Source organism: Bacillus capparidis (assembly GCF_017832095.1).
Taxonomy (GTDB): Bacteria; Bacillota; Bacilli; order Bacillales; family Bacillaceae; genus Bacillus; species Bacillus gobiensis.
In genome coordinates this window covers 173,304-197,652 of the sequence record NZ_JAFDST010000004.1, presented here as the reverse complement: position 1 = coordinate 197,652, position 24,349 = coordinate 173,304, and the positions used below count along the sequence as shown (strand labels likewise).

Here is a 24,349-nt window from a genome sequence, read left to right as displayed (position 1 = left end):
GACGTGTATAGTGGGTTCATGCCTACTTGAGCGATAGGGAGGGTTTATGTTGCCGGTAACGATTTATCAAGGCAATCACCATGTTTTAAGTCCTTCAGATATCAACATTGTCATCGACGTCATCAGAGCATTTACTGTCGCCCATTATGCTTTTCTAGAAGGTGTAAAAGAGATATTGCTGGTGCAAACGCAAAAAGAAGCTTTTCTATTGAAGGAAGAATGTCCGGAATATTTATTAACAGGGGAGGTGAAGGGCGTCGGCATCGAAGGCTTTGATTTTGATAACTCTCCAAAACGCATCACGCAGCACCAATTGAAAGGGAAGAGCCTCGTCCAAAAAACCACAAATGGTGTCAATGCTACGTTGCGAGCATTAGCTGCCCGGCATGTTTTTGTTACTGGTTTTACCAATGCGAAAACTACAGCGGAATATGTCAGAAGCATCTGCGGGAATCCAAATACTTCAGTGATCAATATCGTTGCTTCGCATCCGACAGGTGATGATGACCTCGCCTGTGCTGATTATATCAAAGGCATTATTTTAGATAATCAATCGATAACAGCCCCTGAAACAATTGCTAGGATCAAGAACTCTTCAGTTGCTGAGAAATTTTTTGATCGTGAAAATCCATTATTCGATGAAGAGGATATTTCCTATTGCACGAAAGAAATACCGGGTAATTTCGTGATGAGAGTGAACCAAGAACGTAAAGTTCCAACGATTGAGAGGGTTGTAAGATGAAAAATTTGGCGCTTACATTGCCAGAGAGAACGAGAAAGCCGCGGCAAACGGGTTTGACTGTTTTAATTGATAATGGATTTCCTATTCACTTTTTTAAGGATACGATCAACGGTGCGAGCGAGTTTATTGATTTTGTGAAATTTGGCTGGGGAACTTCTTTAATAACGAAAGACCTTGAGGAAAAGATTGTTTGTTTGAAAGAGAACAATGTGAAGTACTTTTTTGGCGGTACGTTATTCGAAAAATTTGTAAGCCAAAACAAAGTCGACGAATTTTACACATACTGCAGCTTGTACGGATGTGAATATATTGAAATATCGAACGGGACCTTTCCATTAACAAATAAAGAAAAGGCACGTTATATTGCTGAATTTTCAGATCAATTTCATGTTTTCAGTGAAGTCGGCAGCAAGGACCCTATCCTATCAAATGAGCAAAGTTCTGCTGAATGGATCGAATACATTCACGAGGATATTGAAGCCGGATCACAAAAAGTAATTACGGAAACTAGAGAAAGCGGGACAGGCGGGCTGTGTTCCAATAACGGAGAAATGCGTTTAGAGATTGTGGATGACATTCTGTCGTCTCGCATTGATATGAATCAGCTGATTTTTGAAGCGCCGAACAAGACTTTACAGACAACTTTCATCAAAAAACTTGGCCCTAATGTAAATTTGGCAAATATCGCATTTTGTGATGCAATCTCCTTAGAAACACTGAGATTAGGGTTAAGATCGGATACTTTCTATCTCTCTTGAATCGAAGAACGAACAGACTAAAAGTGTTTAAAATAACTCTTGTCTGCTTCCTCTATTTAGCAAGGGAGAGTTATTTTAAACACCCGCAAAAAGAAGAGTCACCGCGGCTTTAAGAATTGGTTAATTATCAATATACCAACAATCAAAACAGGAATAACAACAAACAATCTAATATTATCATCCAATAAATATTCACTTAAAAGAACAACAATTCCTGCATAAATTGCTAAAATTAAAGCGACTCTTTTTTTCATCTAGGTTGCTCCTTTATTATAGATCGAAGATGATTTAAATATTTGCACAAACTTGTCATCAGTTTTAAATTCTTCGTAACTCCCTTGTGTATATTCGTTAATTATAGAACGCCAAAAAATTTGAGCATTCTTATTTTTACGCTCTTGAGAAACTTCCCATTTACCTGGAAGCTTATTGAAAAGCTCAAAAGCAGTAGCTTTTCCAATTCCTTTTCTTCTCCACTTTCTCATAATGAAGAATTCTGCTATTGAGTGAGTAATATCTTTTCGATTTAAACATGATACGCTATTTACTAATACAAAACCTGCTAATTTGTTATTTACTTTCAAACAAATATGGGATTCTGCCTTCATCTTTTCCTTGCGGCGTCCAATAATGGTCAAGGTACACATACTCAAACACTCCGAAACTGTTTGAATCATTGCCAGTAAACTCGCTTCTATCATAGGCATAAAGATTAAGTAAATTCCGAAGAATTCCCTTGGCATCATATTCAGCCTCAACGATTTTCAAGTTAAAATGTCTCTCATTCATAGATTGTCACATCCAACATAGTTAATAACACGTACATTTTAACATAAAAATCCATGAAAAAACTCACTCCTATAGCGGGAGTGAGTGAATTATTTACTTTCTAAACCGGTAAATGGGAGCAGCAATAGGAAGCGATTTAAAGCGGTATTGATAGATGATATCAATGATTCTGGTGGAGATGAATTGGCAAAGAAGCGCTTGAATTACAATTTCCCATGCGATTACAGAGGCGGTAACCATAAAAATTACACAGTTCATTATAAGTAAGATCGTACCGGGATTTCCGCTTCGATAGATCGAAATCATTAGAGCAAGCGCTCCAAAGCCTCCGTTCGAAATTTTGTATTTATATAAGAGACCGATTCCAAGACCTAACAAAACCGCTCCGCCGGCTAAATCAAGCCAAAGATTTGACGAGAATTCAGTAAAAATGATATCGAAAACCATGACCGATGCAGAAGTAACTGTAATCGAAGCGAGTGTTCCGACAAAAGTTCGTACCTCCAGCCATTTTACTGCGGTGAAGAGCATTGAGACATTTACAGCCCAGACTGATAATCCATGAGGAATATGAAATAAATAATTCAGTAAAACAGCTATGCCTGCTGCTCCGCCTGTTGGAATGTCATGTGGAAATAAAAATAAGGACATGGCCAAGCCTTGCAATAGTCCTCCAGCTAAAATGATCAATGTAATTTTTACTTTCATCAGCCATCCTGTCATGAACGATAAAGACTCCTTTAATAATACTTGGATGCAGAACTCGTCCCACTGCTTTTATTTTATGAAGGCGGCTATATATAAATGACATGAAATGAAAAGATGGTTCAGTGATATCTACAGAACCATCATCATAAATTGGCTGCTGTATTCGCTAGCTTTCTTCAGCGGGCTGCAAAGCATTACCTGGAATCTTTTGCTTCCCTTTTTCTGCAGGTTCTTCATCATCCTTTTTCGCATGTATCATGGTGAGAGCCAGAATACCGACAAGCAGCGTCAAACCTGCAATAGATAAAAACATTCCTGTTCGCGACCATTCCATTAATCGTCCAAAAATCGGAGGTCCGATCGCGACACCTAAAAATCGTACGGATCCGTATAATGAAGTGACAAAGCCTCTCCTTTCTTTTCCTACGGCACCGGTAATAAAGCTATTGATGCAAGGGAGCACAATACCTGTTCCAATACAGCTTAATGCGAGAATACTGATAAAAAGTACAAGCTGCTCAAAAAAATTTAATGCAACATACGAAATCGTCATCATTACCATGCCTAGAACGATCAATTTTTTCATCAATGCTTGATTTTTGCCGATTTTGCTGCCGGTAATATAAGAAGTCACGCACATGACCAATAAGGGGATCGCAAGAATAAGCCCTTTAAATACACCATCCCTGTCATACGTTTTTTCCAATACATCTGATAAATAAAACAGGATGCCGAATAATGTAAATAAGCATGTTGCGCCAGCTAAATAGGTGGAGAAAAGCCATCTGCCCTCTTGCTTAAAAACACTCACCATTCCTTTTGCGTATTTTCCGATTGGAGGCGGCTCTTTTTCTTTCTTCTTTTCCTTAATAAAAATCCAAGCCAATAATACTGAAATGATACAAAAAGCAGGAAATGCAAAAAAAGCTCCATACCAAACAAGTAAAGCTATAAGAGAACCGATAATTGGAGAAAGAACTTTCCCCATCCCGTTCGACGCCTCGACAATCCCGAGCACTCTGCTTTCTTCAGATCCTTTAAACAGATCAGCTGAAAGGGTCATTGCGATTGGTCCTGTGCCTGCAGCCCCAAGTCCCTGAAGAGCCCGCCCTGCCATAATCCAAGGAAAGGCATTGTTAAAAAAACCGGCGGCAAAACCGGCTAACAACCCGCCTATTCCATAAAGAATTAAGCAAGGAATAATAATGATTTTTCGGGAAAAGCGATCGGCCAAATAGCCAACAATGGGAATGAAGGCTGCCGCGGTTATCGAAAACACTGTTATGACGAGACTGACTTGAAATTGTGATAATTGCAATTCAGATTTCATTTGGGGCAATATTGGAATCAGCATTGAATTGCCAAGTGTTAATATCAGAGGTATTGAACCAATTGCAACAATCGTCATGGCGTTATTGCGTTTTGTTTGCGTCATCAAAAAAGCTCCTCCTTTTCATGTGTTAGAATGTCCTCGGTTTGGCTGTTTATTCAAGGTTGAAGAAAAATTGCATAATGGAAAATCCTTTTCAAATAATAATCCAACGGAAATCGAAATCTGAATCACAGTGACATTTTACCCACTCCATTAGTATGAGAAAAACATTTCCGAAATCTTTATGTAAAAATAAATTTATATTTTCCACAAACAAGCTTAATTTTTTATCTTTATTCTTATATTTGGTATCACAAGCAGGGAGGATTCAGTGATGAAATTAAGTAAAAAGGTAATGGGAATTACATTGGCTGGCAGTTTAGCTATAGGATCACTTGGCTTTGGAAGCAGTGATGAAAAAGTAGAGGCTAAGAAAGATCCACAACAAGCGAAAAATGTCATCGTTCTGGTTATGGATGGAGTAAGTTCAAGTACAACAACGCTCGCTCGTTGGTATAAGGGAGAGCCGCTTGCGATGGACGGAATTCTAACAGGAGGAGTTCGTACATATTCAGCAGAGTCAGCAATTACTGATTCAGCTCCTGCAGGAACGGCGCTTGCAACAGGGAATAAATCAAATGATAAATTGGTAGGCGTATTACCGGAAACAGTAACAAGTCCGGGAGTGGATCCTTCATTGGCGGACAACCCGTTAAAACCCGTGGCTAATGTACTTGAAGGTGCGAAAACAAGCAAAAAAGCGACAGGAATTATCTCAACTTCTGAAATTCAGCATGCCACACCTGCCGGATTTTCAGCTCATGCGACCCACCGCAGTCAATATGACAATATCGCTGAACAGCAGGTTTATCAAGGAATGGATGTTGTATTGGGAGGCGGAAAAGACTCCTTTACGACAGGATCAGCCAAAAACAATCGAAAAGACGGAGAAGACTTAACAAAAGTCATTGAGAGCAAGGATTACGATTTCGTCGATACGCGTGACGAATTGTTGAAATCAAAATCCAGCAAATTATGGGGGGCTTTTGCACCCGCAGAATTGGCTTACGATCTAGATCGTCCTCAAACGAAGCCTAATGAACCAACGCTTGCTGAAATGACGAAAAAAGGGATCTCTACTCTTTCTAAGGATAAAGATGGATTCTTCTTATTTGTAGAAGGAAGTAAGCCGGATTGGGCAGCACATGCAAACGATCCGGTCGGAATGATCAGTGATGTCCTTGCTTATGATGCAGCGGTAAAGGAAGCTTTGGATTATGCTAAAAAAGATAAAAATACGATGGTAATTGCTGTTTCTGATCATGGAAATAGCGGGATTTCAATTGGAAACCAAAATACGTCAAAGTCTTATCCTTCTACACCTGTTTCAGCATATGTAGATCCTTTGAAGAAGGCAGAAATGACTCTAGAAGGAGCTTTGAAACAGCTTAAGCCTGACAAATCGAATGCTCTTGAAGTTGCAGCACTCTATGGAATCGATCACCCTTCAGCAGAAGAAAGAAAAGCGATTGAAGAATCTTCTGACTTAGGAAAAACGCTCGTACAGCTATTAGCTGCTCGTGCTAACATTGGCTTTACTACCGGAGGACATACAGGTGAAGATTTGTTCTTGTATTCATACGGACCAGGAAAGCCTGAGGGACTTGTTCAAAATACCGACATCGCTCATACAGTAGCCGGAGCTTTAGGCTTTGACTTAAAGAAACTGGACAAGCAGTTATTCGTTGACGCAGAAAAAGCGTTCAAAGAAATTGGAGCGAAAGTAAGCATCGATTCCTCTGATTCGCAAAATCCGGTTTTAGTTGTTAAAAAAGACAAAAAAGAAGCGAAACTTCCAGTAAACAAAAATATCGTCACTGTGAATGGAAAAGACCGGGAGCTTAACAGTGTAACGGTTCAATCCAACGGCAAGTTCTATGTATCCAAAGAAGCAGTTGAGCTTGTTAAAAAAGGAAGGTAATTTGGTTTTGTCCCCCCATTTTAGTTGAAATGGGGGGCATTTTTTTTGGATGTAGGTTGACTTTTAAACCATCAATATTAAAATTCTCCTCTATTAGACCACAGTTTACTTTCACTTCTATTGTGCGGCTATGAAGCCTTCTCTTTCCTAATCTTAATCATTTTATCTTCAAGAACTATTTAAAAACCGAATAAAATATTGTTTTTATCATACTATATTTCGTTTATAATGGCAGTGTATATGTCTGGAGGGTTAATGATATGTTTCAATCGAAGAAAATTCTGTTGTTAGGTTCAGGAGAATTAGGGAAAGAAGTGATCATCGAAGCACAACGTCTTGGTGTGGAAACGATCGCTGTTGACCGTTATGAGCATGCGCCAGCGATGCAGGTTGCACATCGGAGTTATGTTGTGGATATGATGGATCCGAAGGAAGTTAGACGAATTGTCGAGAATGAAGAACCGGATTTAATAGTCCCGGAAATTGAAGCGATTGCGACAGCTGAGTTAATTCAATTAGAAAAAGAAGGATTTCGAGTCATTCCGAATGCGAGAGCTGCTCAATTAACAATGGATCGTGAAGGAATTCGGCGATTTGCGGCTGAGACACTGCAGCTTCCAACAGCAAATTATGAATTTGCCGATACGTACGAGGAATTTGTACAAGCCGTTCACGAAATAGGCTTTCCTTGTGTAGTCAAGCCTATTATGAGTTCATCTGGGAAAGGACAAAGTGTCTGCCGCACTGAAGCAGAGATCAAAGAGTCATGGAGCCTTGCCATGGAAGGCGGACGAGTGCAAAAAGGACGAGTCATTGTCGAAGAGTTTATTCCATTTGACTCAGAAATAACTCTGCTTACCGTTCGTGCAGTAGACGGAACCAAGTTTTGTGCCCCAATTGGCCATAAACAAAAGGACGGAGATTATATTGAATCGTGGCAGCCTCACGATATGTCAGAGGAGCAAATACGTGAAGCGAAAAGGATTGCCCAAGCAATTACCGACGGTCTAGACGGATATGGCTTGTTTGGCGTGGAGCTTTTTCTTTCTAAGGACAAAGTTTATTTCAGTGAAGTATCTCCGCGTCCGCATGATACCGGCCTCGTCACGCTTGTTACACAAAACCTGTCAGAGTTTGCCTTGCATGTGCGTGCTATTTTAGGCTTCCCGATTCCGGAAATTACTTTTACAACCCCAGGAGCAAGCCGTCCGCTAAAAGCTGCGGAGGAACATAGCGATTACACCATTGACGGAGTTGAACAAGCTCTTGGCGTTCCTGAGACACAGATCCGAGTATTTGGGAAACCCGTGGCTACACCTGGTCGCCGTGTCGCTGTAGTGCTATCTTCATCAGACACAGTGGAAAAAGCGAGAGTGAATGCGGAGTTGGCTCTTGATCGGTTAAAGGTGAAATAAATTGTATGTAAAGGAATAGTGGGCAGAAGACCCATGTGCAATTATGAAGTGTTTTTGTGCAAATATGACACGAACCTGTTCAATAAACGGGCACATCTGTTCAATTATGCAGTGCATCTGTTCAATTTTAGGTTAAACCTGTGCAAATAATTGTTTCAATTGTTCAATTGGTCTACGGCGCTGACATGATCCCGAAATGATCGCATGATAATCCCCTTATAAAAATTGAATTTGAATGATTATTTCACTATTTTCACAATAAAGCAGGTCGTTTGCAGATAATTATAGAAAATCCTATCAAACTTTTCATAAGGAGTTTGATAGGATGATCATTAAAGAACGGAAATACCCGATATCAATTCAGAAGCTTGAAGCAATCTTAAGAAGATTACCTAAAAAACCTTCCTTTTCATCAAAAAGAGCATTAATTGAAGAGGAGCTGCTTAAACAGAAAGCAGGTTATTATGGAGAGCAGTCCCTTGACTATCATCTGCGCTTTTTGCCGGATAAAAAATATTTTATTCTCCAAGATCTGAGACTTGCAAACAAATACGGATTTTTTCAGATTGATACGTTAATTCTTTCCCAGAGCTTTCTTGTAATCCTTGAAATCAAAAATATAAAAGGGACCATCTATTTTGATGACAACTTTAATCAACTTATTCGATCATCCGATGGAAAAGAGGAAGGGTTTTTAGACCCGCTGCTGCAAATCAGAAGGCAGCAGTCAGAGTTGATGCATTGGTTATCTAATGATTTTAAAAATTTCCCTGAAATCCCCATAGAAACCTTTGTTGTAATTAGCAACCCTTCCACAATCATTAAGTCCACGACAAATAATACTTTTCTTAAGGAAACGGTAATGCATGGAACATTACTTCCTCAAAAGATAACCGATCTTGGCAAAAAGCACCCTCCTAAAATCATCCCGATGAAACAGTTGAAAGAACTTGCTCATAAGTTAAAGAAAATGCATGTAGTGAGCAATCCAGACCTATTAAAAAGGTTTGACATTAAGAAATCGGAATTAGTTAAAGGAGTATACTGTCCAAAGTGTCATTCTTTGCCAATGTTGAGAAAGAATAAAGCATGGCTTTGCAAATCCTGTTCATATTCTTTAAGAGATGCCCATATTGAATCATTGAAAGATTACGCGCTTTTAATAGGGCCGACAATCACCAATCGACAGCTTAGAGATTTCTTGTACCTTTCTTCTAGAACTACTTCCGTCTATTTTCTCAAATCCATGAACCTAAAGCATTCCGGCAACACAAAAGGCAGGGTATACGAATTGCATTTTTCATAGGAAGTGAAGCAGTATTGCGAGAGTATGCATCATTCTAAAAACTAAACTAATTTATCAAACCTCACCCGTTTATTCAACGCATACATGATCGGCATCCCAACGAACATGACGACAAATTCGCCAATGGCGGTCGTAAGCCATGTCGCAAAGAAGGGGAAGTCCATCGCCAATTGAAGCTCGATCGCAATCAAAAACATTGTAAATGTGAAAACGAGTGTGTTGATCACCATACGGGCAACAATGCTTTTGACAAATCGTGCCGAAAAAATCGTAATTGATAAGGCCAGCAGAGATTGCCCGACACCAAAAACGAGGTCATAGGCAAGTAATGGAGAAAAAAACAAATTCGTTAGAAATACACCTAAAATAATTCCATAAATAAATTTTTTATTAAAAACGACCAAATGATTGAACATTTCTGAGATGCGAAATTGGATATTCGTAAACCCAAATGGCTGGATTAAAGCTGAAACTGCAATGTATAAAGCAGCAAACAAAGCATTTCCTACAATTGTTTTGGTACTCATTTTTCTCTCTCCTTAGTTTTTTATCGTGGGATGGTTACGAACCACGTCCTGCAAAATCTACATAATAAAACCACTGGCATGTTTAGTAAACATAAAATTGGAGAGTTTATCAAGAAAGATGATAGGGAAACATCTAAAAAAACAAATAAGGGGGACCTAAATGTGAATGTGAAATCAGAAGAATATATAAAAGAACAGATATTTTCCGCGTTGAATTTTTATTATCCAAAATGTATGGACCTCGAAAATGGCGGATACGTGGGAGAGATGCTGGATGATGGAACCATAGTTGATGTCAAAACGAAGCATCTTGTTGCTACGAGCCGTCACATCTATACCTTTAGTGTCGGAGCTCTGCTAGACGGACCCGAATGGTGCAAAGAAGCGGCTGAACATGGATTAAGATTTCTGCAGTCCTTTCATTTGGATAAGGAAAACGGCGGGTATTTTACTGAGCTTAGCGGTCAAGAGGTGGCAGATTCCTCAAAAAACGCTTACGGGCATGCATTCGTTCTTTTAGCCGCTTCAATGGCAGCAAAAGCCGGAATATCTGGATCAGAAAAGGTGATCGAGGACGTTTATCAGACAATGGAGAAGCATTTTTGGGAAGAGGAGCACCGCTTATATAGGGATTTTGCAAACGCAGATTGGAGCAATTTTTCAAGCTATCGCGGGCAAAATGCTAATATGCACTCATGTGAAGCTATGTTGACAGCCTATGAAGCAACAGGGGATGAAAAATATTTGAAACGAGCACATGAGCTTGCAGAAAGTGTAGTGAATAAGCTGGCTAGTCAAAGCGGAGGCTGGATTTGGGAGCACTTTGATGAACAATGGAAGGCGAATTTTCAATACAGTAATGAAACAAATAACGAAACACGTGATGAATTTCGTCCGATCGGTTTTGTTCCGGGTCATCAATTTGAATGGTGCAAGATGTTTGTTTGGCTGGATAAATATCAAAATGAACCAGGGCTTGTAGAAAAAGCAGAAACGTTATTTAAAGACACATGGAATAAAGCTTGGGATGAAAAATACGGCGGCCTGATTTATTCTTTAACTCAGCAATTTGAAATGATAGATGATGATAAAAATTATTGGGTCCAGGCCGAAGCAATAGCCGCTTCTGCCATGCTGGCTGCCAGAACAGGAAATGAAGCGTATTGGGATTGTTACCGTCAAGTCTTTCAATATAGCCACTATTATTTTATCGATCATCAATATGGTGCCTGGTATGCTTTGCTTTCTCGTCAAAACAAGAAATATTCAGAATTGAAAAGCCCGGCGACCAAAGCGGATTATCACCCGATTTCTGCTTGCTATTTGGCATTAAGAGAAATAAAATAATAGTATTGTGAAAACATGAAAGGAGGGTGCCCGGATGAAGAAGAGATCTATTTCAAATCTATCTAAAGGTATTGGGTACTCGACTGCTGTTTTCTTTAAAGTTGTGGATCACGGGAGAAGTCTGTCTATAAACGGAAGCCTTAGCGATTCATTTCTTTATTAGAAGGAATACGTGGAGGACATGCCACAGCTCGCTTTTCTGTGGTATGTCATTTTGATACATCACAGGATCCCTGTGGTGTTTTTTATTTAGTAAAAATGGGAGGGGATGTCATGAAAATGACGGGGAGAAACATATTTATTAAAACGATGGACACTTCAGACGCAGAGGCTTTTCTGCAGCTGGAATTACGAAACAAAGAGTTTTTTCAGACGTATACTCCATTACGCAACAACAATTTTTACATGATGGAAGGACAATTAAAGCGTATACAATCAATCGTGAAAAATAGAGAGCTGGAGCAGGAATATTCCTTTGGAATCTACATAATCGGCAGCGAAGAATTAATCGGAAAAGTCACATTATCAGAGGTGGTAAGAGGGGCTATTCAAGGCTGCTTCATTGGATACTATTTAGATAAACAACATAATGGGAAAGGATATATGACAGAGGCTGTCAGGCTCACCGTGCACTATGCCTTTCATGACCTGAATCTTCATCGGATCGAAGCCGGGGTTATGCCGCACAACCAAGGGTCCATGAAGGTACTGGAAAAAGCGGGATTTCACAAAGAAGGCATAGCGAAGAAAAATGTAAAGATCAACGGAAAATGGGAGGATCATCAAATATTGGCAATCGTGAACGAAAACGAGTAAGGAACTTGCACCCATTTACAGGTGCTGGAAACACACCATCAGCAGGTGACGAGTCAAATCGAAGAGTTGAAGCATAACCTGGAAGCGATTGAGGATAAAATTGAGCTTTATCGAAAAATGGAGGAAAAGGATGTGTTGAATGAGTAATAAATGGCTGGATTGGGCAAAGCAAATTCACGCGATTTCGCAAACAGGATTGGCTTATTCAAAGGACGTATACGATAAAGAACGTTATGAACAATTGCTGCGCCTTAGTACTGAGATTTTTGCCGAATATACCGATTCTGGTATGGAAAAAATCAAACTATTTTTTTCGAAGGAAACTGGCTATCAAACTCCTAAAGTAGACGTTCGGGGAGTCGTTTTTAAGGAAAACAAAATCCTGCTAGTAAAAGAAAATAGCGATCAACGGTGGGCATTGCCTGGCGGTTTCTGTGATGTCGGCTTATCGCCTGCCGAAAATGCTGTAAAAGAAATCAAAGAAGAATCAGGCTATGATACAGTTAGTACAAAGCTGCTTGCAGTATTGGACTATCACAAGCATCCTCATCCGCCAGATATCTTTCATTACTATAAAATTTTCATTCAATGTGAATTGATTGGAGGCTCCCCGAGTATGGGTGTAGAAACCAATGATGTTCGTTTTTTCTCAGAATCCAATTTGCCCGAGCTTTCACTTAATCGAAATACAGAGTCTCAAATAAAGCTGCTGTTTGAGTTTTTAAGAAATCCTCAGAAAGAAACGATCGTTGATTAAATAGACAGCAGGGGACGTGAAGATTGTTTCGTTGATGCAAATGGATTGATTGCTAGTTCACAACACTTATTCTGTTGATGCAAAGTGGGCTGTAGCTAGATGGGGGAACAGCGAGAATACAGGGGAAGTGGCTTCACGAAAAAGACTCTCGCTTTATACACTTGGAACGGTTTACACCCTTCCAATGAAGGATTCAGGTGAATCGCGGCAGTAACAAAAGGGTTTATGGAACCTTATTAACTATTATAAGAAAAAGCCCTTCCTTCTTTTGGAGGGGCTTAAAACTATTTCAACTTCTCGAGGTTTCTGCTCTGTTTTACGAAAACGAGGTAAACAACTGAAAAATCCAGTTAAATTTGAATTACTTATCTTTTAAAGCGGATCTTATTATCATTTTTACTAACATTACTACTAGTGCGATGCAAATAATTAACACGATTAAACCTTCGATGCTAAAGTTCCCCATAACGATCACTTCCTTACCAATTTGTCAGGGTCTATGACTTTTAAGAGTAAACGAACTAAATTCATTAGAGACAGTTGTTTTCGCAACGACAGTTGAATATGCAACAGTAGCTGTGAATGTGTCACTCATACCAGAATAAAAAGTATCCTGATTTTCATTGCTTGAAGTTAATGTATCTTTCAAAAACTTTACCAATTCCCTGCTTCCAATTTATTCCTTTGGTAAGAGATTATAGCATCTGAAAATTATATATTATAGTGAATTTCTATGAAATGATTCGAAAGTATTGTTTCTCCAAAAAATATTTAGACACATTAACTAATGCTTTGTTTTTCGGAGGATAGATAGTTTAATTCAAAGATATTTATGTTGATTCTTTTTTCATAAACGGTAATGCTAGGCCAATAACCTTCATGTTAAATCCCCATATCATAACCATTTTTGTTATTCTCATTTAGCATCAAGGACAAACCTCCGTTGTCTTGTTAACGTACATGCATATTGCCCGCACATACTTATTGATAAGAGGTCGTTTTGGACACCGGTGATTTTCGGAGCAAGCGCAATAAATGGTTAGCATTCACCATCAGCACTCCTGCAACGATAGTTAAGCCTCCAAGAACAGTGGTCCATGAAAAGAATTCGTTGTACAAAAGAACCCCTAGAGTTAAAGCGATAAATGGTGCCACGTATAACCATGTGGAAGGGAAAACCGGTCCTGTTTTTATGACGAGCCAATAGTATAAGCTATGCCCGATCATTGAACCTACAACGATCAAATAAAGAACGGAACTAACAGCCGGCACAGAAGAAAAAGCTTCGAACGAAACAGGTTCTGTTACTAGTGAAAGGCCAATCAGCATCAGTCCGCCCAGTATCATTTGTGCTGCATTAAGAGTGACAGGCGAAGCATCACCCATTCTATGGGATATGTGCTTCATATATACGGAGCCAGATGCATAGAACACTTGGCCAAGCAACACAACGATACACCCTATAAGCCAATTGACGTGCATTTCACCTTTCAAGCTTGGCAGCGTAAGCAAAACTACTCCTAATAAACCAACAACACAGCCGATAAACCCCAACCGGCTGCTTTTTTGCTTAAGCACTGTCGTTTGAATGATTACGATCATCAGCGGTGCAGTGGCGCATAAAACGGCTGCGATTCCGGAAGAGATATATTGCTCTGCCCAATAAATGGTAGCGAATGTACCGAATGTTAAGCACATGCCAGTGATCATCATTTCTTTTTTAAGCAATAAAGAGAATGAAGCTTTTTTTCTCCATGCCATCCACAAAAAAAGAATCAGCCCTGCGACAAAAAAACGGATCCCTGCTGATAAAAATGGAGGAAACCCTTCATCTACTCCAATCTTAATAGCCAAAAATGTAGTTCCAAAAATAAAACAAATCGTTAAATAAGCTGCGTAAACCACTAAAATTCCTCCTTTTCTCCATCATAAATAACAAGAGATAGAACAGTTATCATTGAATAGAACAGTTTTCTGCAATTATGATAAAATGATAGAAAAAAAGGGGGACGACGGGTGTGAAAAATCAAATTCATAATGAAATCCCGCTTTTTAAGCAAGTCTATGATTTCGCCTTAAGAAGGATTGAAGGCGGTGATTGGAAGGAGCACGAAAAAGTTCCCTCTGTCCGTACCATGGCAGCTAAAATGAAGATGCATCGGTTGACTGTTTTAAAAGCGTACCAAATGCTGAAAAACGATAACCATCTCTATGTAAAAGACAAGTCAGGCTACTATGTTCAGCCTAAGGGCATACGCGTTTTTACACAAACAGATAATCCGATTGTTTCTTCTTATGTCCATAAAAATCACTTGTCGGAAATTCACCAGGTTAAGGTGGATTATCAATTTTCAAAAGCTCTTGTGAACCCTAAGCTATTGCCAACCAAATTTTTTTCAGAATATTTAAAGGATGTCCTCGTCTCAGAGCCTGAAATTCTTGGGACGTATTCGACGATTGAAGGCGATGAAAAATTGAGGAAGCATATGTCTTCCTATTTTATCGAAAAAAATAATATGCATGTGGACCCTGCGGAACTTGTAGTTTTTTCCGGGGCTCAACAGGTGATATACCTCGTGGCACAAACCTTTGTGAAACGAAGAGACACTGTATTGTTGGAACGCCCGAGCTACAGTATGGCAATCGACGCGTTCCGGCAGCAAGGTGCCGAGATTATTCCGGTGGAGCTTTTTCCGGACGGCTATGATATAGCTGAGATTGAGCAGCTGATGAAAAAGCATCAACCACGGCTATTTTATTTGAACCCAACGTTTCATAATCCGACCGGCTACACCGTTCCTGCCGATCAGCGAAAACAGCTGGTTGAGCTAGCTGAAGCGTACGGATGCCTGCTCGTGGAGGATGATACGAATTACGATATTTATTTTGATGAGAAACCGCCGCCGCCGATCTTTTCGTATGATACGGAAGGGTATGTCATTTACATTCGCGGCTACAGTAAATATGTCAGTCCCGGACTAAGAATTGCGTTTGCGGCCTGCCGCGCGCCGCTGATGAATATTCTCAAATCGGCCAAGTCTTTGGCTGATAACGGTGCCCCGCTTTTAAATCAGAAAATGTTTCTTCATTATTTCTTTTCAGATCGCATGCAAACGCATTTGGAGAAGCTGCGAATCGCATTAAGCATTCGTAAAGAAATTATGGAAGAAGAACTGGACAAATCAGGATGGAAGTGGGTAAGTCCAAAAGGGGGATTAAACCTATGGGTAGAGCTTCCCGGTCATATCCCCGTCGAACGCCTGCTGGACGAATGCCTGAAAAACTCGATTTCATTTGTCCCTGGAGAAATTTGTGACCCGCTAAAAGAAAGAAAAGCGTGGATTCGGCTAAGCTACTCGTTCGTGAACGAAAACGAGATACGAAGCGGAGTGCGGAAGCTGCTCAGAATAGCAGACGAAATCAGTTTGTGACGTGCGGGGAAGACTAATGTGAGTGTTTGGAATGCTACAAAGGGTATTGATGTTTCACACTTGCGGGGGAACATTGACTGGAAGAATGTTGAGGCAGACGGCTTAGAATTTGCATTTATCAAAGCAACAGAAAGCATCATAACACGATGATAATTTTTCATGAATGCAGCCAGCGCATGTATAAAAGAAGGAATATTATTAAATCCAAGTATTGAAGGATACAAACAAATCGCTGCAGTAGTAAAAGGGTGTAAGAAGTTTATTAATTATTGTAATCAAAAAGCTCTTCCGTTCTTTTTCAGACCATATGAATAAAACGTATCGGGATAACTTAAAAGTGCCGAGGCTATGTATGGATGAAGAACACATAGTCAAAATGGAACATCTATTATCAGATAGTTAAAACAAAGCTATTCTTTCAAATGGAATATAAAATGCCGCTAATCCTTTTTAAGGAAAAGCGGCATTTACATGATTATTACTCATAAACTCCGAAGAACGGCAGCCAGTGGAGTTTATATTGGTTTTTTTTGTTACTGTTGTCCTTACTTTTCTGTTCACTGTTCTTCCTTTGGTTCCTCTAAAAACAATCGACTGTTTTTCGCTTCTCCATGGTTTATCCATTAATAATGGTCGAGTTTCTTCCTTTATATATGTTCTCCAAAAGAATACATGCGCTACCATTGTTTTAAGGTTTTGTTACAGAATCTTTTTATCGATTTCCTTTCATTATTAAGCAAATACAGAAGTGCTATGAAGCGGCTGAACTTTTGCTTTTGGATCTAAATAGGATTTAGCGTTATTTACAGCAGTAGGTGCCTCTCCAAGACCAGTCGCTATCAATTTTACTTTTCCGTCAAATGTACAAATGTCTCCGGCAGCGTACACTCCGGGGATATTAGTTTCCATCTTGGAATTGACAACAATCGAATTTTTTTCAATTTCTAACCCCCAATTCTTAATAGAACCAAGAGAAGATACAAAACCAAAGTTAATAATTACTTCATCAACCTCAATGGCTTCTTCAGTGCCTACTGTCACCCTTTCTAAAATTACTTTGTTAATCCTATCATCGTTTCCAACTAATTCCACTGGAACATAAGGAGTTTTTAAAGTAACGTTCGAAGAATCTAATTGGGTCACACTGTGTTCATGTGCTCTGAATTTTTCCCTACGGTGAACGAGAATGACTTTCTCAGCAATTGGTTCGAGCATAAGTGCCCAATCAATAGCGGAATCTCCCCCTCCACAAACCATTACTTTCTTGTTACGAAATTTCTCCAAGTCATCGATGAAATAATGAATGTTTTTATTCTCATACTTTTCTGATCCTTCAAGCCCTATTTTTCTAGCGTTAAAAGCTCCAATTCCTGCTGTGATAATAACTGTTCTTGTTAGATGCTCTTCTATATCAGTGGTGAGTTTAATTGTTCCGTCTTCCTTAATATCAAGATCTTTCACTGTTTGTTGTAAACAAATTTTTGGATTAAACTGCGCCATCTGTTCTTTTAAGCCCGTGATTAAGTCTTTTGCCCGAATTTTAGGAAATCCGGCTACATCATAAATGTATTTTTCTGGATATAGGGTAGAGAGCTGCCCGCCAAGCTGAGGTAAGCTTTCAATTATTTTTACGGATGAATTTCGCATACCTCCATAGAAAGAAGCAAATAGGCCTACAGGACCTCCACCAATAATTGTAATATCATATATCATCTTATCTTGTTTCATCATTAAATCCTCCAAAATCACTCTACACAATTACTCATAAGATTTTGATTAGAAATGTTAACAGAATTCTACCTAAAACAGCCCAAGCCTCCAAACTGTGCAGTCTCGTGGAAATCCTGTTAGTTTTAGAAATAGCCGTAAGGGTGGAAGGATTTTCTTCTATTCTGTAAGGCTCTTTCTTTCGTAAACAGAAGTAAAAGATCTGCTGCTTACATTTATGCCCATTGAATAAAAATGAACTAAACGGTTCTATTGAGTCCAAGATCAGAGCTTCTGATTCTACTCCAGATTGGCATGTCTGCTAAACATTGTTTTCGAATTCATCCCTTTTTTCTCCATAACCTTTAATATAACAGCATCAAAGAATAATAAGAGAGTTTGCTCGAATAGGGATCCCATTGGCTGTATCGTTTTATATTCACTGCCTGTTTCAGTTTTAGATTGAGCCGCTAATTTAATAGAAACTTCAGCCATTCTTCCAATAGTGGAATCAGGAAATATTGTGACAAGTGCTACTGTTGCTTCCAATTTTTTTGCTTTTTCAGCCATGGATACCAGACTCTTTGTTTCTCCCGATCCAGAACCGATAATCAAAATATCCTTCTTCTCCAGGTTAGGAGTAACGGTTTCTCCTACGACATAGGCGTCTAAGCCCATGTGCATCATCCGCATGGCGAAAGACTTAGCCATAAATCCGGATCGCCCCGCCCCAGCCACAAAAACCTTCTTTGATTCGAGGATATAATCTACCAGCTTTTCAGCTTCTTCACTGGATATTAAATCAGCAGAACGGTTTAGCTCTTCGATAATTTCATTAACGTATTGGGTTGTCTGCATAATGGTTGTAACCTTTCTTATGCAAAAGTTTCTTGTTTAATTAAGTTTTGCATTTGTGCCGCCACAGCTTTTTTATCTTCGTTACCTGTAATACCTCCACCTACAATAACTAGGTCGGGTTGTGATTGCACCACTTCCGGAAGTGTGGCTAACTTAATTCCCCCTGCAACTGCAGTTTTCGCATTGTTTACGACACGCTTAATCGTTTGAAGCTGTTCAAAAGGATTTTCTCCCTCTGCTTGAAGGTCATAACCTGTGTGGACACAAATATAGTCTACTCCCAGTGCGTCAACTTCTTTCGCACGTTGTTCAAGGTCTTTTACATTAATCATGTCAACTAGGATTTTCGCTCCTTGTTTTTTAGCCTCTTCCACAGCCCCCTTGATTGTCGCATCGTCTGTTGCTCCAAGAACGGTAATAATATCAGCGCCGGCTTCTGAAGCTTTCATTACTTCATATGCACCTGCATCCATAATTTTAAGATCAGCCAATACTCTTAGAGAAGGAAATTCCTCCTTAATCTCTTTTACGGCTTTGAGACCTTCGTTAATTACCACAGGTGTACCGATTTCAACGATATCAATGTGTTCTTGAACCTCTTTTACTACTTTCTTTGCTTCAGGAATATTAACAAGATCTAATGCTAATTGAAGTTCCATCCAATTTCACTCCTTATTTTTTTGGTGTAATTTTAGTCTAAGTGGTAATTTTCAAAAAAAAAAGTACGCACTTATAAAACATATAGTTACAAATAACACACTTATTGAAAAAGGAAGGGAAAGTAAGTCAAGCTGGTATTATATAAAATCATCGGGAATTGAAAGTAGTTGTTGTGTATTTTTGTTATAGAAACAACTATGAAAGGACTTTTCCGAACGTTTTTGAAAAATACCTAAAAAAAATACGGGTTAGATTTTCTCACAAAATGTTTTTAATATTCTAAAATTTAAAATTATAATTGGCCCAATCGTAATATTACGACTTTGTTTTACTAGGGAGTGAGGTGCAGAGTTATGAAGCAAAAGAAAATTGTCATCATCGGAGCCGGTATTGTTGGATGCAGTACTGCCTACTACTTAAGCAAAATGGGGCAACAAAACATTACAGTCATTGAGCAAGGACCGTTGTTTGAAACAGGGGGATCAACCTCTCATGCACCAGGGCTTGTGTTTCAACTTAGTTTTTCTAAAGTATTGACTACTTTAGCCTCTCAAACAGTGGAGACTTTTAAGGATTTAAGTGCTGAGGGACAACCTTCTTTCTATTCGGTAGGGAGTCTGGAAATTGCAACTACACCTGAGCGTTTAGAAGATTTGAAACGAAAAGCAGGTGTGGGAGCATCGTGGGGAATCGAAGCATTGATTCTTTCACCCGAGGAATGTGCCAAAAAATGCTCGCTAATTAATCCGGATAACATTTGTGGAGGACTATATGTACCGTCAGATGGAGTTGCTAAACCGCTTCGTGCTATTGATAAAATGGCGAATTTTACAAAATCTCTAGGTGCTAAGTTTTATGGTCACACAGAGGTAACAGGAATCGACATTGTGGATGGTCAAGTAAAAGCGGTCGAAACAAGTGCTGGAAGATTTGAAGCTGACTTAATAATTTGCTGTGCTGGATTCTGGGGACCTCGTATTGGAGAAATGGCAGGAGTAACTATTCCTCTTCAACCAATGGCACATCAATATGTGTTTACCAATGATTTGCAAGAACTGGCTGATGAAACAGAAGAGGCAACCGCACCGCTTATCCGCCAACAAGATGATGCCATATATTTCCGCCAAGTATTCAATCGTTTAGGTATCGGTTCTTATCAGCATCGTCCATTGCCTGTCGAGCTTAGTGAGATTACCAAGTATGGCGAAGCGAAAGAAATGCCATCTGTAAAGCCCTTTACACCTGAAGACTTCGAAAAACCATGGCATGATGCCCTTAAACTTATTCCAGCATTAAAACAAACAGGCATGAAAAAAGGAATAAACGGTATATTTTCCTTTACACCTGATGGAATGCCGCTGTTAGGAGAATCACAAAAAGTACGTGGATTTTGGGTGGCAGAAGCTATATGGGTGACCCATTCTGCTGGTGTTGGGAAAGCGATGGCTGAGTGGATTGTAAATGGAGCGCCAAACCTTGATCTGGAGTTATGTGATATTAATCGTTTTGACACATATGCACAAAGCCCTACTTATTTTAAAAAGCGTTCCATTGAACAATATGAAAAAGTATATGATATCCATCATCCATTTATGCCGCCGGAAACATCGCGTGATATGCGTGTAAGTCCATATTATATGCGTCAAAAAACCTTAGGGGCTTATTTTAGTGAACGATCTGGATGGGAGCAGCCACAATGGTATGAAGCAAATGATTCGCTTGTTGCAAAATATGAAAAACACATCTTGAAACGTGAAGGATGGGCAGCTCAGTATTGGTCACCAGTTATTGAGGCTGAACAGCTGCATACTCGGCAATATGCTGGGCTTTATGATATGACGGCTACCAAAAAACGGCTCGAGATCAGCGGTGAAGGGGCACTAGAGTTTTTACAAAAATTAACGACAAGCAATATCGATATTCCAGTTGGTCATGTAACGGATACATTGATGCTCCATGAATTAGCTGGAATAAAAGATCGAATAAGAGTGATTCGTACAGCAGCTTCGACCTTCTTTGTTCTTTGTACGGGAGCCGTTGAAGCGAGTTGGATTAATAAACAATTACAAGCATCCAGCCGAGTTTTGATCCAAGATTTAACAGCTGGGATATGCAGCCTCGGTGTAATAGGATCTAAGACAAAAGAAATTATGCAACCTTTTGTTTCTGAGTCTTTTACATCAGAAGGATGGGTACTTGGCAAAGCAAAGGAACTATTTATTGAAAATGTTCCGGTGTTAGCTGTTTATGATTCCTATTTCGGTACAGAAGGATGGGAGTTATTTACGACTTTTGATCAAGGATTACTATTATGGGATTTATTAATTGAAGCAGGACGCCCACATCAGCTTATTGCTGCAGGTGACCGTGCACTTGAAAATCTTCGAATCGAATCACTTTCGTCAAGAAGCGGGAAAGACTTCTGGAGTGAACATGATCCATACGAAGTAGGGCTATATCATATGGTTGACCTTAATAAACCAGCCTTCATTGGAAAAGATACATTGCTTGTTCGTAAGGCAAAGGGACCTAAGCTATTGTTAACTACGTTAGTGTTGGATGATCCGTCAATGGTTGTGATGGGGTATGAACCGGTATTTCATACAGGAAAGACAGTTGGCTTTGTGACGAGCGCTGGATATGCATACAGTCTGGGCAAAGGGGTGGTATATGCGTTGCTATTACCTGAAGTTGTAAAAGAAGGTAATGTATTAAGTATTGAATACTTCGGACAGCGGCACAGAGCGAAGATCCTGGCACAATCTGTCGTAGTTTCTCAATAACAGGAGGTATAGATATGTCCAACAATTATGATGTCATAGTTATCGGTTTAGGAGGAATGGGTAGTACAGCTGCATACCAATTAGCAAAGAGAGGTCAACGGGTACTTGGACTTGAACAGTTTGGTCCGGCACATGACCAAGGGTCAAGTCATGGCGGTTCACGAATCATTCGACAATCTTATTTTGAAGATCCTGCATATGTTCCTTTATTACTTCGTGCCTACGAATTATGGAATGAGATTGAACGGGAAAGCGGAGAGGAAATTCTCACTATTACAGGGGGATTGATGATGGGACCCCCTGACAGTTTAACAGTATCCGGCAGTATTGAAAGTTCCAAACAGTGGAATCTTTCTTACGAGATTCTAGAAGCGAATGATATACACAGACGTTTCCCGGTTTTCACCCCTTCATCTAACACACTTGCATTATATGAAGAAAAGGCTGGGTTTGTTCGACCAGAACTAAGTGTGTATACTCATCTTCTTCAAGCGGAGAAGCATGGTGCTGAACTCCGATTCTTTGAAGCTGTTCAATCATGGGAAGCTCACCCTTCTGGTGAAGGTGTACGTGTTGTGACAAATAATGGAACATATGAAGCCGGGAAAATGATTATTTCGGCAGGGGCTTGGGCACCCCAGTTATTGAAAGACATAGGTGTAAACTTACAAGTTGAACGTCATATTCAAATGTTCTTTGAGCCGACAGGAGGAATAGAGCCTTTCCGTGTTGGGAAGCAACCGATTTATGTATGGGAAGCAGATGATAATGTGCAGTTATATGGTTTTCCTTCTTTCGGAGTAGGTGCTGAAGGAGCAAAAGTCGCTTTCTTTCGCAAGGGAAAACCTTGTACACCTGAAACCATTGACCGCACTGTGTATGACTATGAAGTTGCAATGATTAGAGAGTATCTTGCTCAAGGCCTTCCACAGTTAAATGGTCGATTTTTACAAGGGAAAACATGTATGTATACCAATACACCAGATGAACATTTTGTTATTTCCAATCATCCAGATTATCCGCAAGTGGCAGTCGCAGCTGGATTTTCCGGACATGGATTTAAATTTGCGAGTGTTGTAGGGGAGATTTTAGCAGACTTAGTGATTAATGGACAAACAAATCACCCAATAGATTTATTCAGCCCCCAGCGTTTTGTTTTTCAGTAAGTTGTGAATCAGCCATAGATGCTCTATTTAATCTTTCCAAGCGGATAAAGGAGGAAAAAAAGATGGAAATGAATCAGACGACAGTAAGTGATCCAGGAAAATTACAGGCTACATTAAAAGGGGATCTCTATACATCTCCGGAAATTTTTGAACTAGAAAAAGAGCATATTTTCACAAAAAAATGGACTTTTGTTGGCTTTGAATATGAGGTAGGGAAGTCGGGTCATTATATTACAACAAAGGTGCAGAACGAAAATATTCTAATTATCAGAGGAAAAGACAATGTTCTTCGTGCGTTCTTAAATGTGTGCCGCCATCGTGGAGCGACACTATGCAATAACCCTTGTGGCAAAACGGGAATTATTCGCTGTCCTTATCATTCTTGGAGTTATGGTCTTGATGGTTCCTTGCTTGGAGTTCCAAATACAACTGAGTGCCGTGAAGAGTTAGTTAACAATGAAAACTATGGCTTAGAGCCAGTGCATCTCCAAGTATGGCATGGAATGATTTGGCTGAACCTATCTGAAAATCCACTGCCGGTTGAACAACAATTAGATACACAAATATTTGACCGTTTTGGCGACCTTGCTACATTTAGTCGATATCAAATTCAAAATTTAAAAGTCGCTCATCGTAAAGAGTACGAGGTAGCGGCAAATTGGAAGCTCATCGTGGAAAATTTCCAAGAATGTTATCATTGCTCTTCTATTCATCCTGAATTAACAGCGACTCTTCCGGAATTCCGTTCAGGCATTGGTACACAAAATACAGTCAGTGGAGCAGCCAAATTTAATGATGAGCTGGAAGCTTTCTCAATAAGCGGCAAAGGTAGCAGAGCGATGTTAAAAGGCTTACTTCCAGAAGATGATCGTTTATATTATGGCATAACGATTCTTCCACTCGTATTCATTAACTTAACACCGGATCATGTCATTATTCATCGTATCCTTCCAATTAGTCCGGAGAAATCGAAAGTTATTTGTGAATGGTTATTTGATCCGGAAGAAATTGAAAAGCCAGATTTTGATCCAGCAGATGCTGTTGAATTGTTCCATCGTGTCAATATGCAAGATTTTGAAGCGTGCGAGTGGTGTCAAGAAAACATGGGATCAAGATCATACAAGAATGGCGGGATTTTAGTACCGATTGAACAACACGTTTCCAAATTTTACGATCTCGTCTTAGAATCAATAGGCATGAAAGTCGAATAATCAATCCGGTTTGAC

25 protein-coding genes and 1 riboswitch are annotated in these 24,349 nt (G+C 39.6%); of the genes, 15 read left to right on the top strand and 10 right to left on the bottom strand.

The window, feature by feature from the left end:
* The first annotated feature begins 49 nt into the window (after positions 1–49).
* Positions 50–742, top strand: a complete 693-nt coding sequence (locus JOC74_RS16635; RefSeq protein ID WP_053605855.1) for a 2-phosphosulfolactate phosphatase — start codon at positions 50–52, stop codon at positions 740–742.
* Complete coding sequence (locus JOC74_RS16630; protein WP_053605856.1) at positions 739–1,500, top strand: phosphosulfolactate synthase; 762 nt, start codon at positions 739–741, stop codon at positions 1,498–1,500. The genes JOC74_RS16635 and JOC74_RS16630 overlap by 4 nt, the downstream gene beginning before the upstream one ends.
* Positions 1,501–1,598: 98 nt before the next feature.
* Here JOC74_RS16630 and JOC74_RS16625 read toward each other — a convergent pair whose 3' ends face one another.
* The 5 genes from JOC74_RS16625 to JOC74_RS16605 all read right to left on the bottom strand — a co-directional run bounded on the left by JOC74_RS16625 (position 1,599) and on the right by JOC74_RS16605 (position 4,432).
* Entirely contained in the window at positions 1,599–1,754 is a 156-nt protein-coding gene (locus JOC74_RS16625; protein WP_158320336.1) for a hypothetical protein, read from the bottom strand.
* Positions 1,755–2,108: a GNAT family N-acetyltransferase gene (locus JOC74_RS16620; RefSeq protein WP_211086229.1), complete on the bottom strand. Its 354-nt coding sequence runs from the start codon at positions 2,106–2,108 to the stop codon at positions 1,755–1,757.
* Positions 2,071–2,289, bottom strand: a complete 219-nt coding sequence (locus JOC74_RS16615) for a hypothetical protein (RefSeq protein ID WP_053605858.1) — start codon at positions 2,287–2,289, stop codon at positions 2,071–2,073. The genes JOC74_RS16620 and JOC74_RS16615 overlap by 38 nt, the downstream gene beginning before the upstream one ends.
* Positions 2,290–2,382: 93 nt before the next feature.
* A complete protein-coding gene (locus tag JOC74_RS16610) occupies positions 2,383–3,012 on the bottom strand; it encodes a YitT family protein (protein WP_053605859.1) in 630 nt (209 codons plus the stop codon).
* Positions 3,013–3,163: 151 nt separating this feature from the next.
* Entirely contained in the window at positions 3,164–4,432 is a 1,269-nt protein-coding gene (locus JOC74_RS16605; RefSeq protein WP_053605860.1) for an MFS transporter, read from the bottom strand.
* 268 nt (positions 4,433–4,700) lie between these two features.
* Here JOC74_RS16605 and JOC74_RS16600 point away from each other — a divergent pair, with 268 nt between their 5' ends.
* The 3 genes from JOC74_RS16600 (at position 4,701) to JOC74_RS16590 (ending at position 9,071) form a co-directional block, all read left to right on the top strand.
* Entirely contained in the window at positions 4,701–6,350 is a 1,650-nt protein-coding gene (locus tag JOC74_RS16600; RefSeq protein WP_192841126.1) for an alkaline phosphatase, read from the top strand.
* A gap of 260 nt (positions 6,351–6,610) precedes the next feature.
* Complete coding sequence (purT, locus tag JOC74_RS16595; RefSeq protein ID WP_053605862.1) at positions 6,611–7,765, top strand: phosphoribosylglycinamide formyltransferase 2; 1,155 nt, start codon at positions 6,611–6,613, stop codon at positions 7,763–7,765.
* A gap of 325 nt (positions 7,766–8,090) precedes the next feature.
* The gene (locus tag JOC74_RS16590) at positions 8,091–9,071 is read left to right on the top strand and encodes a nuclease-related domain-containing protein (RefSeq protein WP_053605863.1); all 981 of its coding nucleotides are present in this window, start codon (positions 8,091–8,093) and stop codon (positions 9,069–9,071) included.
* Between the two features lie 41 nt (positions 9,072–9,112).
* On the opposite strand, the gene JOC74_RS16585 is transcribed toward JOC74_RS16590, so the two are convergent.
* The gene (locus JOC74_RS16585; protein WP_053605864.1) at positions 9,113–9,598 is read right to left on the bottom strand and encodes a QueT transporter family protein; all 486 of its coding nucleotides are present in this window, start codon (positions 9,596–9,598) and stop codon (positions 9,113–9,115) included.
* 6 nt (positions 9,599–9,604) lie between these two features.
* A riboswitch (PreQ1 riboswitch) is annotated at positions 9,605–9,649 on the bottom strand.
* A 111-nt stretch (positions 9,650–9,760) separates the two neighbouring features.
* Between JOC74_RS16585 and JOC74_RS16580 the strand changes: the two genes are divergently transcribed.
* From JOC74_RS16580 to JOC74_RS16570, 5 genes are all read left to right on the top strand, one after another.
* Positions 9,761–10,945 carry an AGE family epimerase/isomerase gene (locus tag JOC74_RS16580; RefSeq protein WP_053605865.1) on the top strand — a complete coding sequence of 395 codons (1,185 nt, stop codon included), beginning with the start codon at positions 9,761–9,763 and terminating at the stop codon, positions 10,943–10,945.
* A gap of 34 nt (positions 10,946–10,979) precedes the next feature.
* Positions 10,980–11,108 (top strand): hypothetical protein, encoded by a 129-nt coding sequence (locus JOC74_RS24000; RefSeq protein ID WP_264080144.1) that lies wholly within the window; start codon positions 10,980–10,982, stop codon positions 11,106–11,108.
* Positions 11,109–11,218: 110 nt separating this feature from the next.
* Positions 11,219–11,761 (top strand): GNAT family N-acetyltransferase, encoded by a 543-nt coding sequence (locus JOC74_RS16575; RefSeq protein WP_053605866.1) that lies wholly within the window; start codon positions 11,219–11,221, stop codon positions 11,759–11,761.
* A gap of 21 nt (positions 11,762–11,782) precedes the next feature.
* Positions 11,783–11,908: a MerR family transcriptional regulator gene (locus tag JOC74_RS23995; RefSeq protein WP_280882631.1), complete on the top strand. Its 126-nt coding sequence runs from the start codon at positions 11,783–11,785 to the stop codon at positions 11,906–11,908.
* On the top strand, positions 11,901–12,518 hold the full coding sequence (locus JOC74_RS16570; RefSeq protein ID WP_053605867.1) for an NUDIX hydrolase: 618 nt from the start codon (positions 11,901–11,903) through the stop codon (positions 12,516–12,518). Before JOC74_RS23995 ends, JOC74_RS16570 begins: the two co-directional genes overlap by 8 nt.
* Positions 12,519–13,499: 981 nt before the next feature.
* Here the strand turns inward: JOC74_RS16570 and JOC74_RS16565 are convergent.
* The gene (locus JOC74_RS16565) at positions 13,500–14,423 is read right to left on the bottom strand and encodes a DMT family transporter (RefSeq protein ID WP_053605868.1); all 924 of its coding nucleotides are present in this window, start codon (positions 14,421–14,423) and stop codon (positions 13,500–13,502) included.
* A 113-nt stretch (positions 14,424–14,536) separates the two neighbouring features.
* On the opposite strand from JOC74_RS16565, the gene JOC74_RS16560 reads away from it, so the two are divergent.
* The gene (locus JOC74_RS16560; protein ID WP_053605869.1) at positions 14,537–15,949 is read left to right on the top strand and encodes an aminotransferase-like domain-containing protein; all 1,413 of its coding nucleotides are present in this window, start codon (positions 14,537–14,539) and stop codon (positions 15,947–15,949) included.
* A gap of 18 nt (positions 15,950–15,967) precedes the next feature.
* On the top strand, positions 15,968–16,099 hold the full coding sequence (locus JOC74_RS23990; RefSeq protein ID WP_082364312.1) for a GH25 family lysozyme: 132 nt from the start codon (positions 15,968–15,970) through the stop codon (positions 16,097–16,099).
* A 582-nt stretch (positions 16,100–16,681) separates the two neighbouring features.
* Here the strand turns inward: JOC74_RS23990 and JOC74_RS16550 are convergent.
* The 3 genes from JOC74_RS16550 to hxlA all read right to left on the bottom strand — a co-directional run bounded on the left by JOC74_RS16550 (position 16,682) and on the right by hxlA (position 19,173).
* Positions 16,682–17,677: an NAD(P)/FAD-dependent oxidoreductase gene (locus JOC74_RS16550; protein ID WP_053605870.1), complete on the bottom strand. Its 996-nt coding sequence runs from the start codon at positions 17,675–17,677 to the stop codon at positions 16,682–16,684.
* Between the two features lie 279 nt (positions 17,678–17,956).
* The gene (gene hxlB / locus JOC74_RS16545; protein WP_053605871.1) at positions 17,957–18,514 is read right to left on the bottom strand and encodes a 6-phospho-3-hexuloisomerase; all 558 of its coding nucleotides are present in this window, start codon (positions 18,512–18,514) and stop codon (positions 17,957–17,959) included.
* A 17-nt stretch (positions 18,515–18,531) separates the two neighbouring features.
* Entirely contained in the window at positions 18,532–19,173 is a 642-nt protein-coding gene (gene hxlA / locus JOC74_RS16540; protein ID WP_053605872.1) for a 3-hexulose-6-phosphate synthase, read from the bottom strand.
* 354 nt (positions 19,174–19,527) lie between these two features.
* On the opposite strand from hxlA, the gene JOC74_RS16535 reads away from it, so the two are divergent.
* The 3 genes from JOC74_RS16535 to JOC74_RS16525 all read left to right on the top strand — a co-directional run bounded on the left by JOC74_RS16535 (position 19,528) and on the right by JOC74_RS16525 (position 24,334).
* The gene (locus tag JOC74_RS16535; RefSeq protein WP_053605873.1) at positions 19,528–21,957 is read left to right on the top strand and encodes a GcvT family protein; all 2,430 of its coding nucleotides are present in this window, start codon (positions 19,528–19,530) and stop codon (positions 21,955–21,957) included.
* 14 nt (positions 21,958–21,971) lie between these two features.
* On the top strand, positions 21,972–23,123 hold the full coding sequence (gene solA, locus JOC74_RS16530; protein WP_053605874.1) for an N-methyl-L-tryptophan oxidase: 1,152 nt from the start codon (positions 21,972–21,974) through the stop codon (positions 23,121–23,123).
* 62 nt (positions 23,124–23,185) lie between these two features.
* Complete coding sequence (locus JOC74_RS16525) at positions 23,186–24,334, top strand: aromatic ring-hydroxylating oxygenase subunit alpha (RefSeq protein WP_053605875.1); 1,149 nt, start codon at positions 23,186–23,188, stop codon at positions 24,332–24,334.
* Positions 24,335–24,349 lie beyond the last annotated feature (15 nt).

What these genes read in the sequence shown, in the direction of transcription:
- purT (WP_053605862.1), top strand. Translation starts at nt 6,611, where the DNA reads ATGTTTCAATCGAAGAAAATTCTGTTGTTAGGTTCAGGAGAATTAGGG.
- JOC74_RS16525 (WP_053605875.1), top strand. Translation starts at nt 23,186, where the DNA reads ATGGAAATGAATCAGACGACAGTAAGTGATCCAGGAAAATTACAGGCT.
- JOC74_RS16610 (WP_053605859.1), bottom strand. Translation starts at nt 3,012, where the DNA reads ATGACAGGATGGCTGATGAAAGTAAAAATTACATTGATCATTTTAGCT.
- solA (WP_053605874.1), top strand. Translation starts at nt 21,972, where the DNA reads ATGTCCAACAATTATGATGTCATAGTTATCGGTTTAGGAGGAATGGGT.
- JOC74_RS16570 (WP_053605867.1), top strand. Translation starts at nt 11,901, where the DNA reads ATGAGTAATAAATGGCTGGATTGGGCAAAGCAAATTCACGCGATTTCG.
- JOC74_RS16630 (WP_053605856.1), top strand. Translation starts at nt 739, where the DNA reads ATGAAAAATTTGGCGCTTACATTGCCAGAGAGAACGAGAAAGCCGCGG.
- JOC74_RS16585 (WP_053605864.1), bottom strand. Translation starts at nt 9,598, where the DNA reads ATGAGTACCAAAACAATTGTAGGAAATGCTTTGTTTGCTGCTTTATAC.
- JOC74_RS16535 (WP_053605873.1), top strand. Translation starts at nt 19,528, where the DNA reads ATGAAGCAAAAGAAAATTGTCATCATCGGAGCCGGTATTGTTGGATGC.
- hxlB (WP_053605871.1), bottom strand. Translation starts at nt 18,514, where the DNA reads ATGCAGACAACCCAATACGTTAATGAAATTATCGAAGAGCTAAACCGT.
- JOC74_RS24000 (WP_264080144.1), top strand. Translation starts at nt 10,980, where the DNA reads ATGAAGAAGAGATCTATTTCAAATCTATCTAAAGGTATTGGGTACTCG.
- hxlA (WP_053605872.1), bottom strand. Translation starts at nt 19,173, where the DNA reads ATGGAACTTCAATTAGCATTAGATCTTGTTAATATTCCTGAAGCAAAG.
- JOC74_RS16590 (WP_053605863.1), top strand. Translation starts at nt 8,091, where the DNA reads ATGATCATTAAAGAACGGAAATACCCGATATCAATTCAGAAGCTTGAA.
- JOC74_RS16625 (WP_158320336.1), bottom strand. Translation starts at nt 1,754, where the DNA reads ATGAAAAAAAGAGTCGCTTTAATTTTAGCAATTTATGCAGGAATTGTT.
- JOC74_RS16605 (WP_053605860.1), bottom strand. Translation starts at nt 4,432, where the DNA reads ATGACGCAAACAAAACGCAATAACGCCATGACGATTGTTGCAATTGGT.
- JOC74_RS16620 (WP_211086229.1), bottom strand. Translation starts at nt 2,108, where the DNA reads ATGAAGGCAGAATCCCATATTTGTTTGAAAGTAAATAACAAATTAGCA.
- JOC74_RS16575 (WP_053605866.1), top strand. Translation starts at nt 11,219, where the DNA reads ATGAAAATGACGGGGAGAAACATATTTATTAAAACGATGGACACTTCA.
- JOC74_RS16550 (WP_053605870.1), bottom strand. Translation starts at nt 17,677, where the DNA reads ATGAAACAAGATAAGATGATATATGATATTACAATTATTGGTGGAGGT.
- JOC74_RS16615 (WP_053605858.1), bottom strand. Translation starts at nt 2,289, where the DNA reads ATGAATGAGAGACATTTTAACTTGAAAATCGTTGAGGCTGAATATGAT.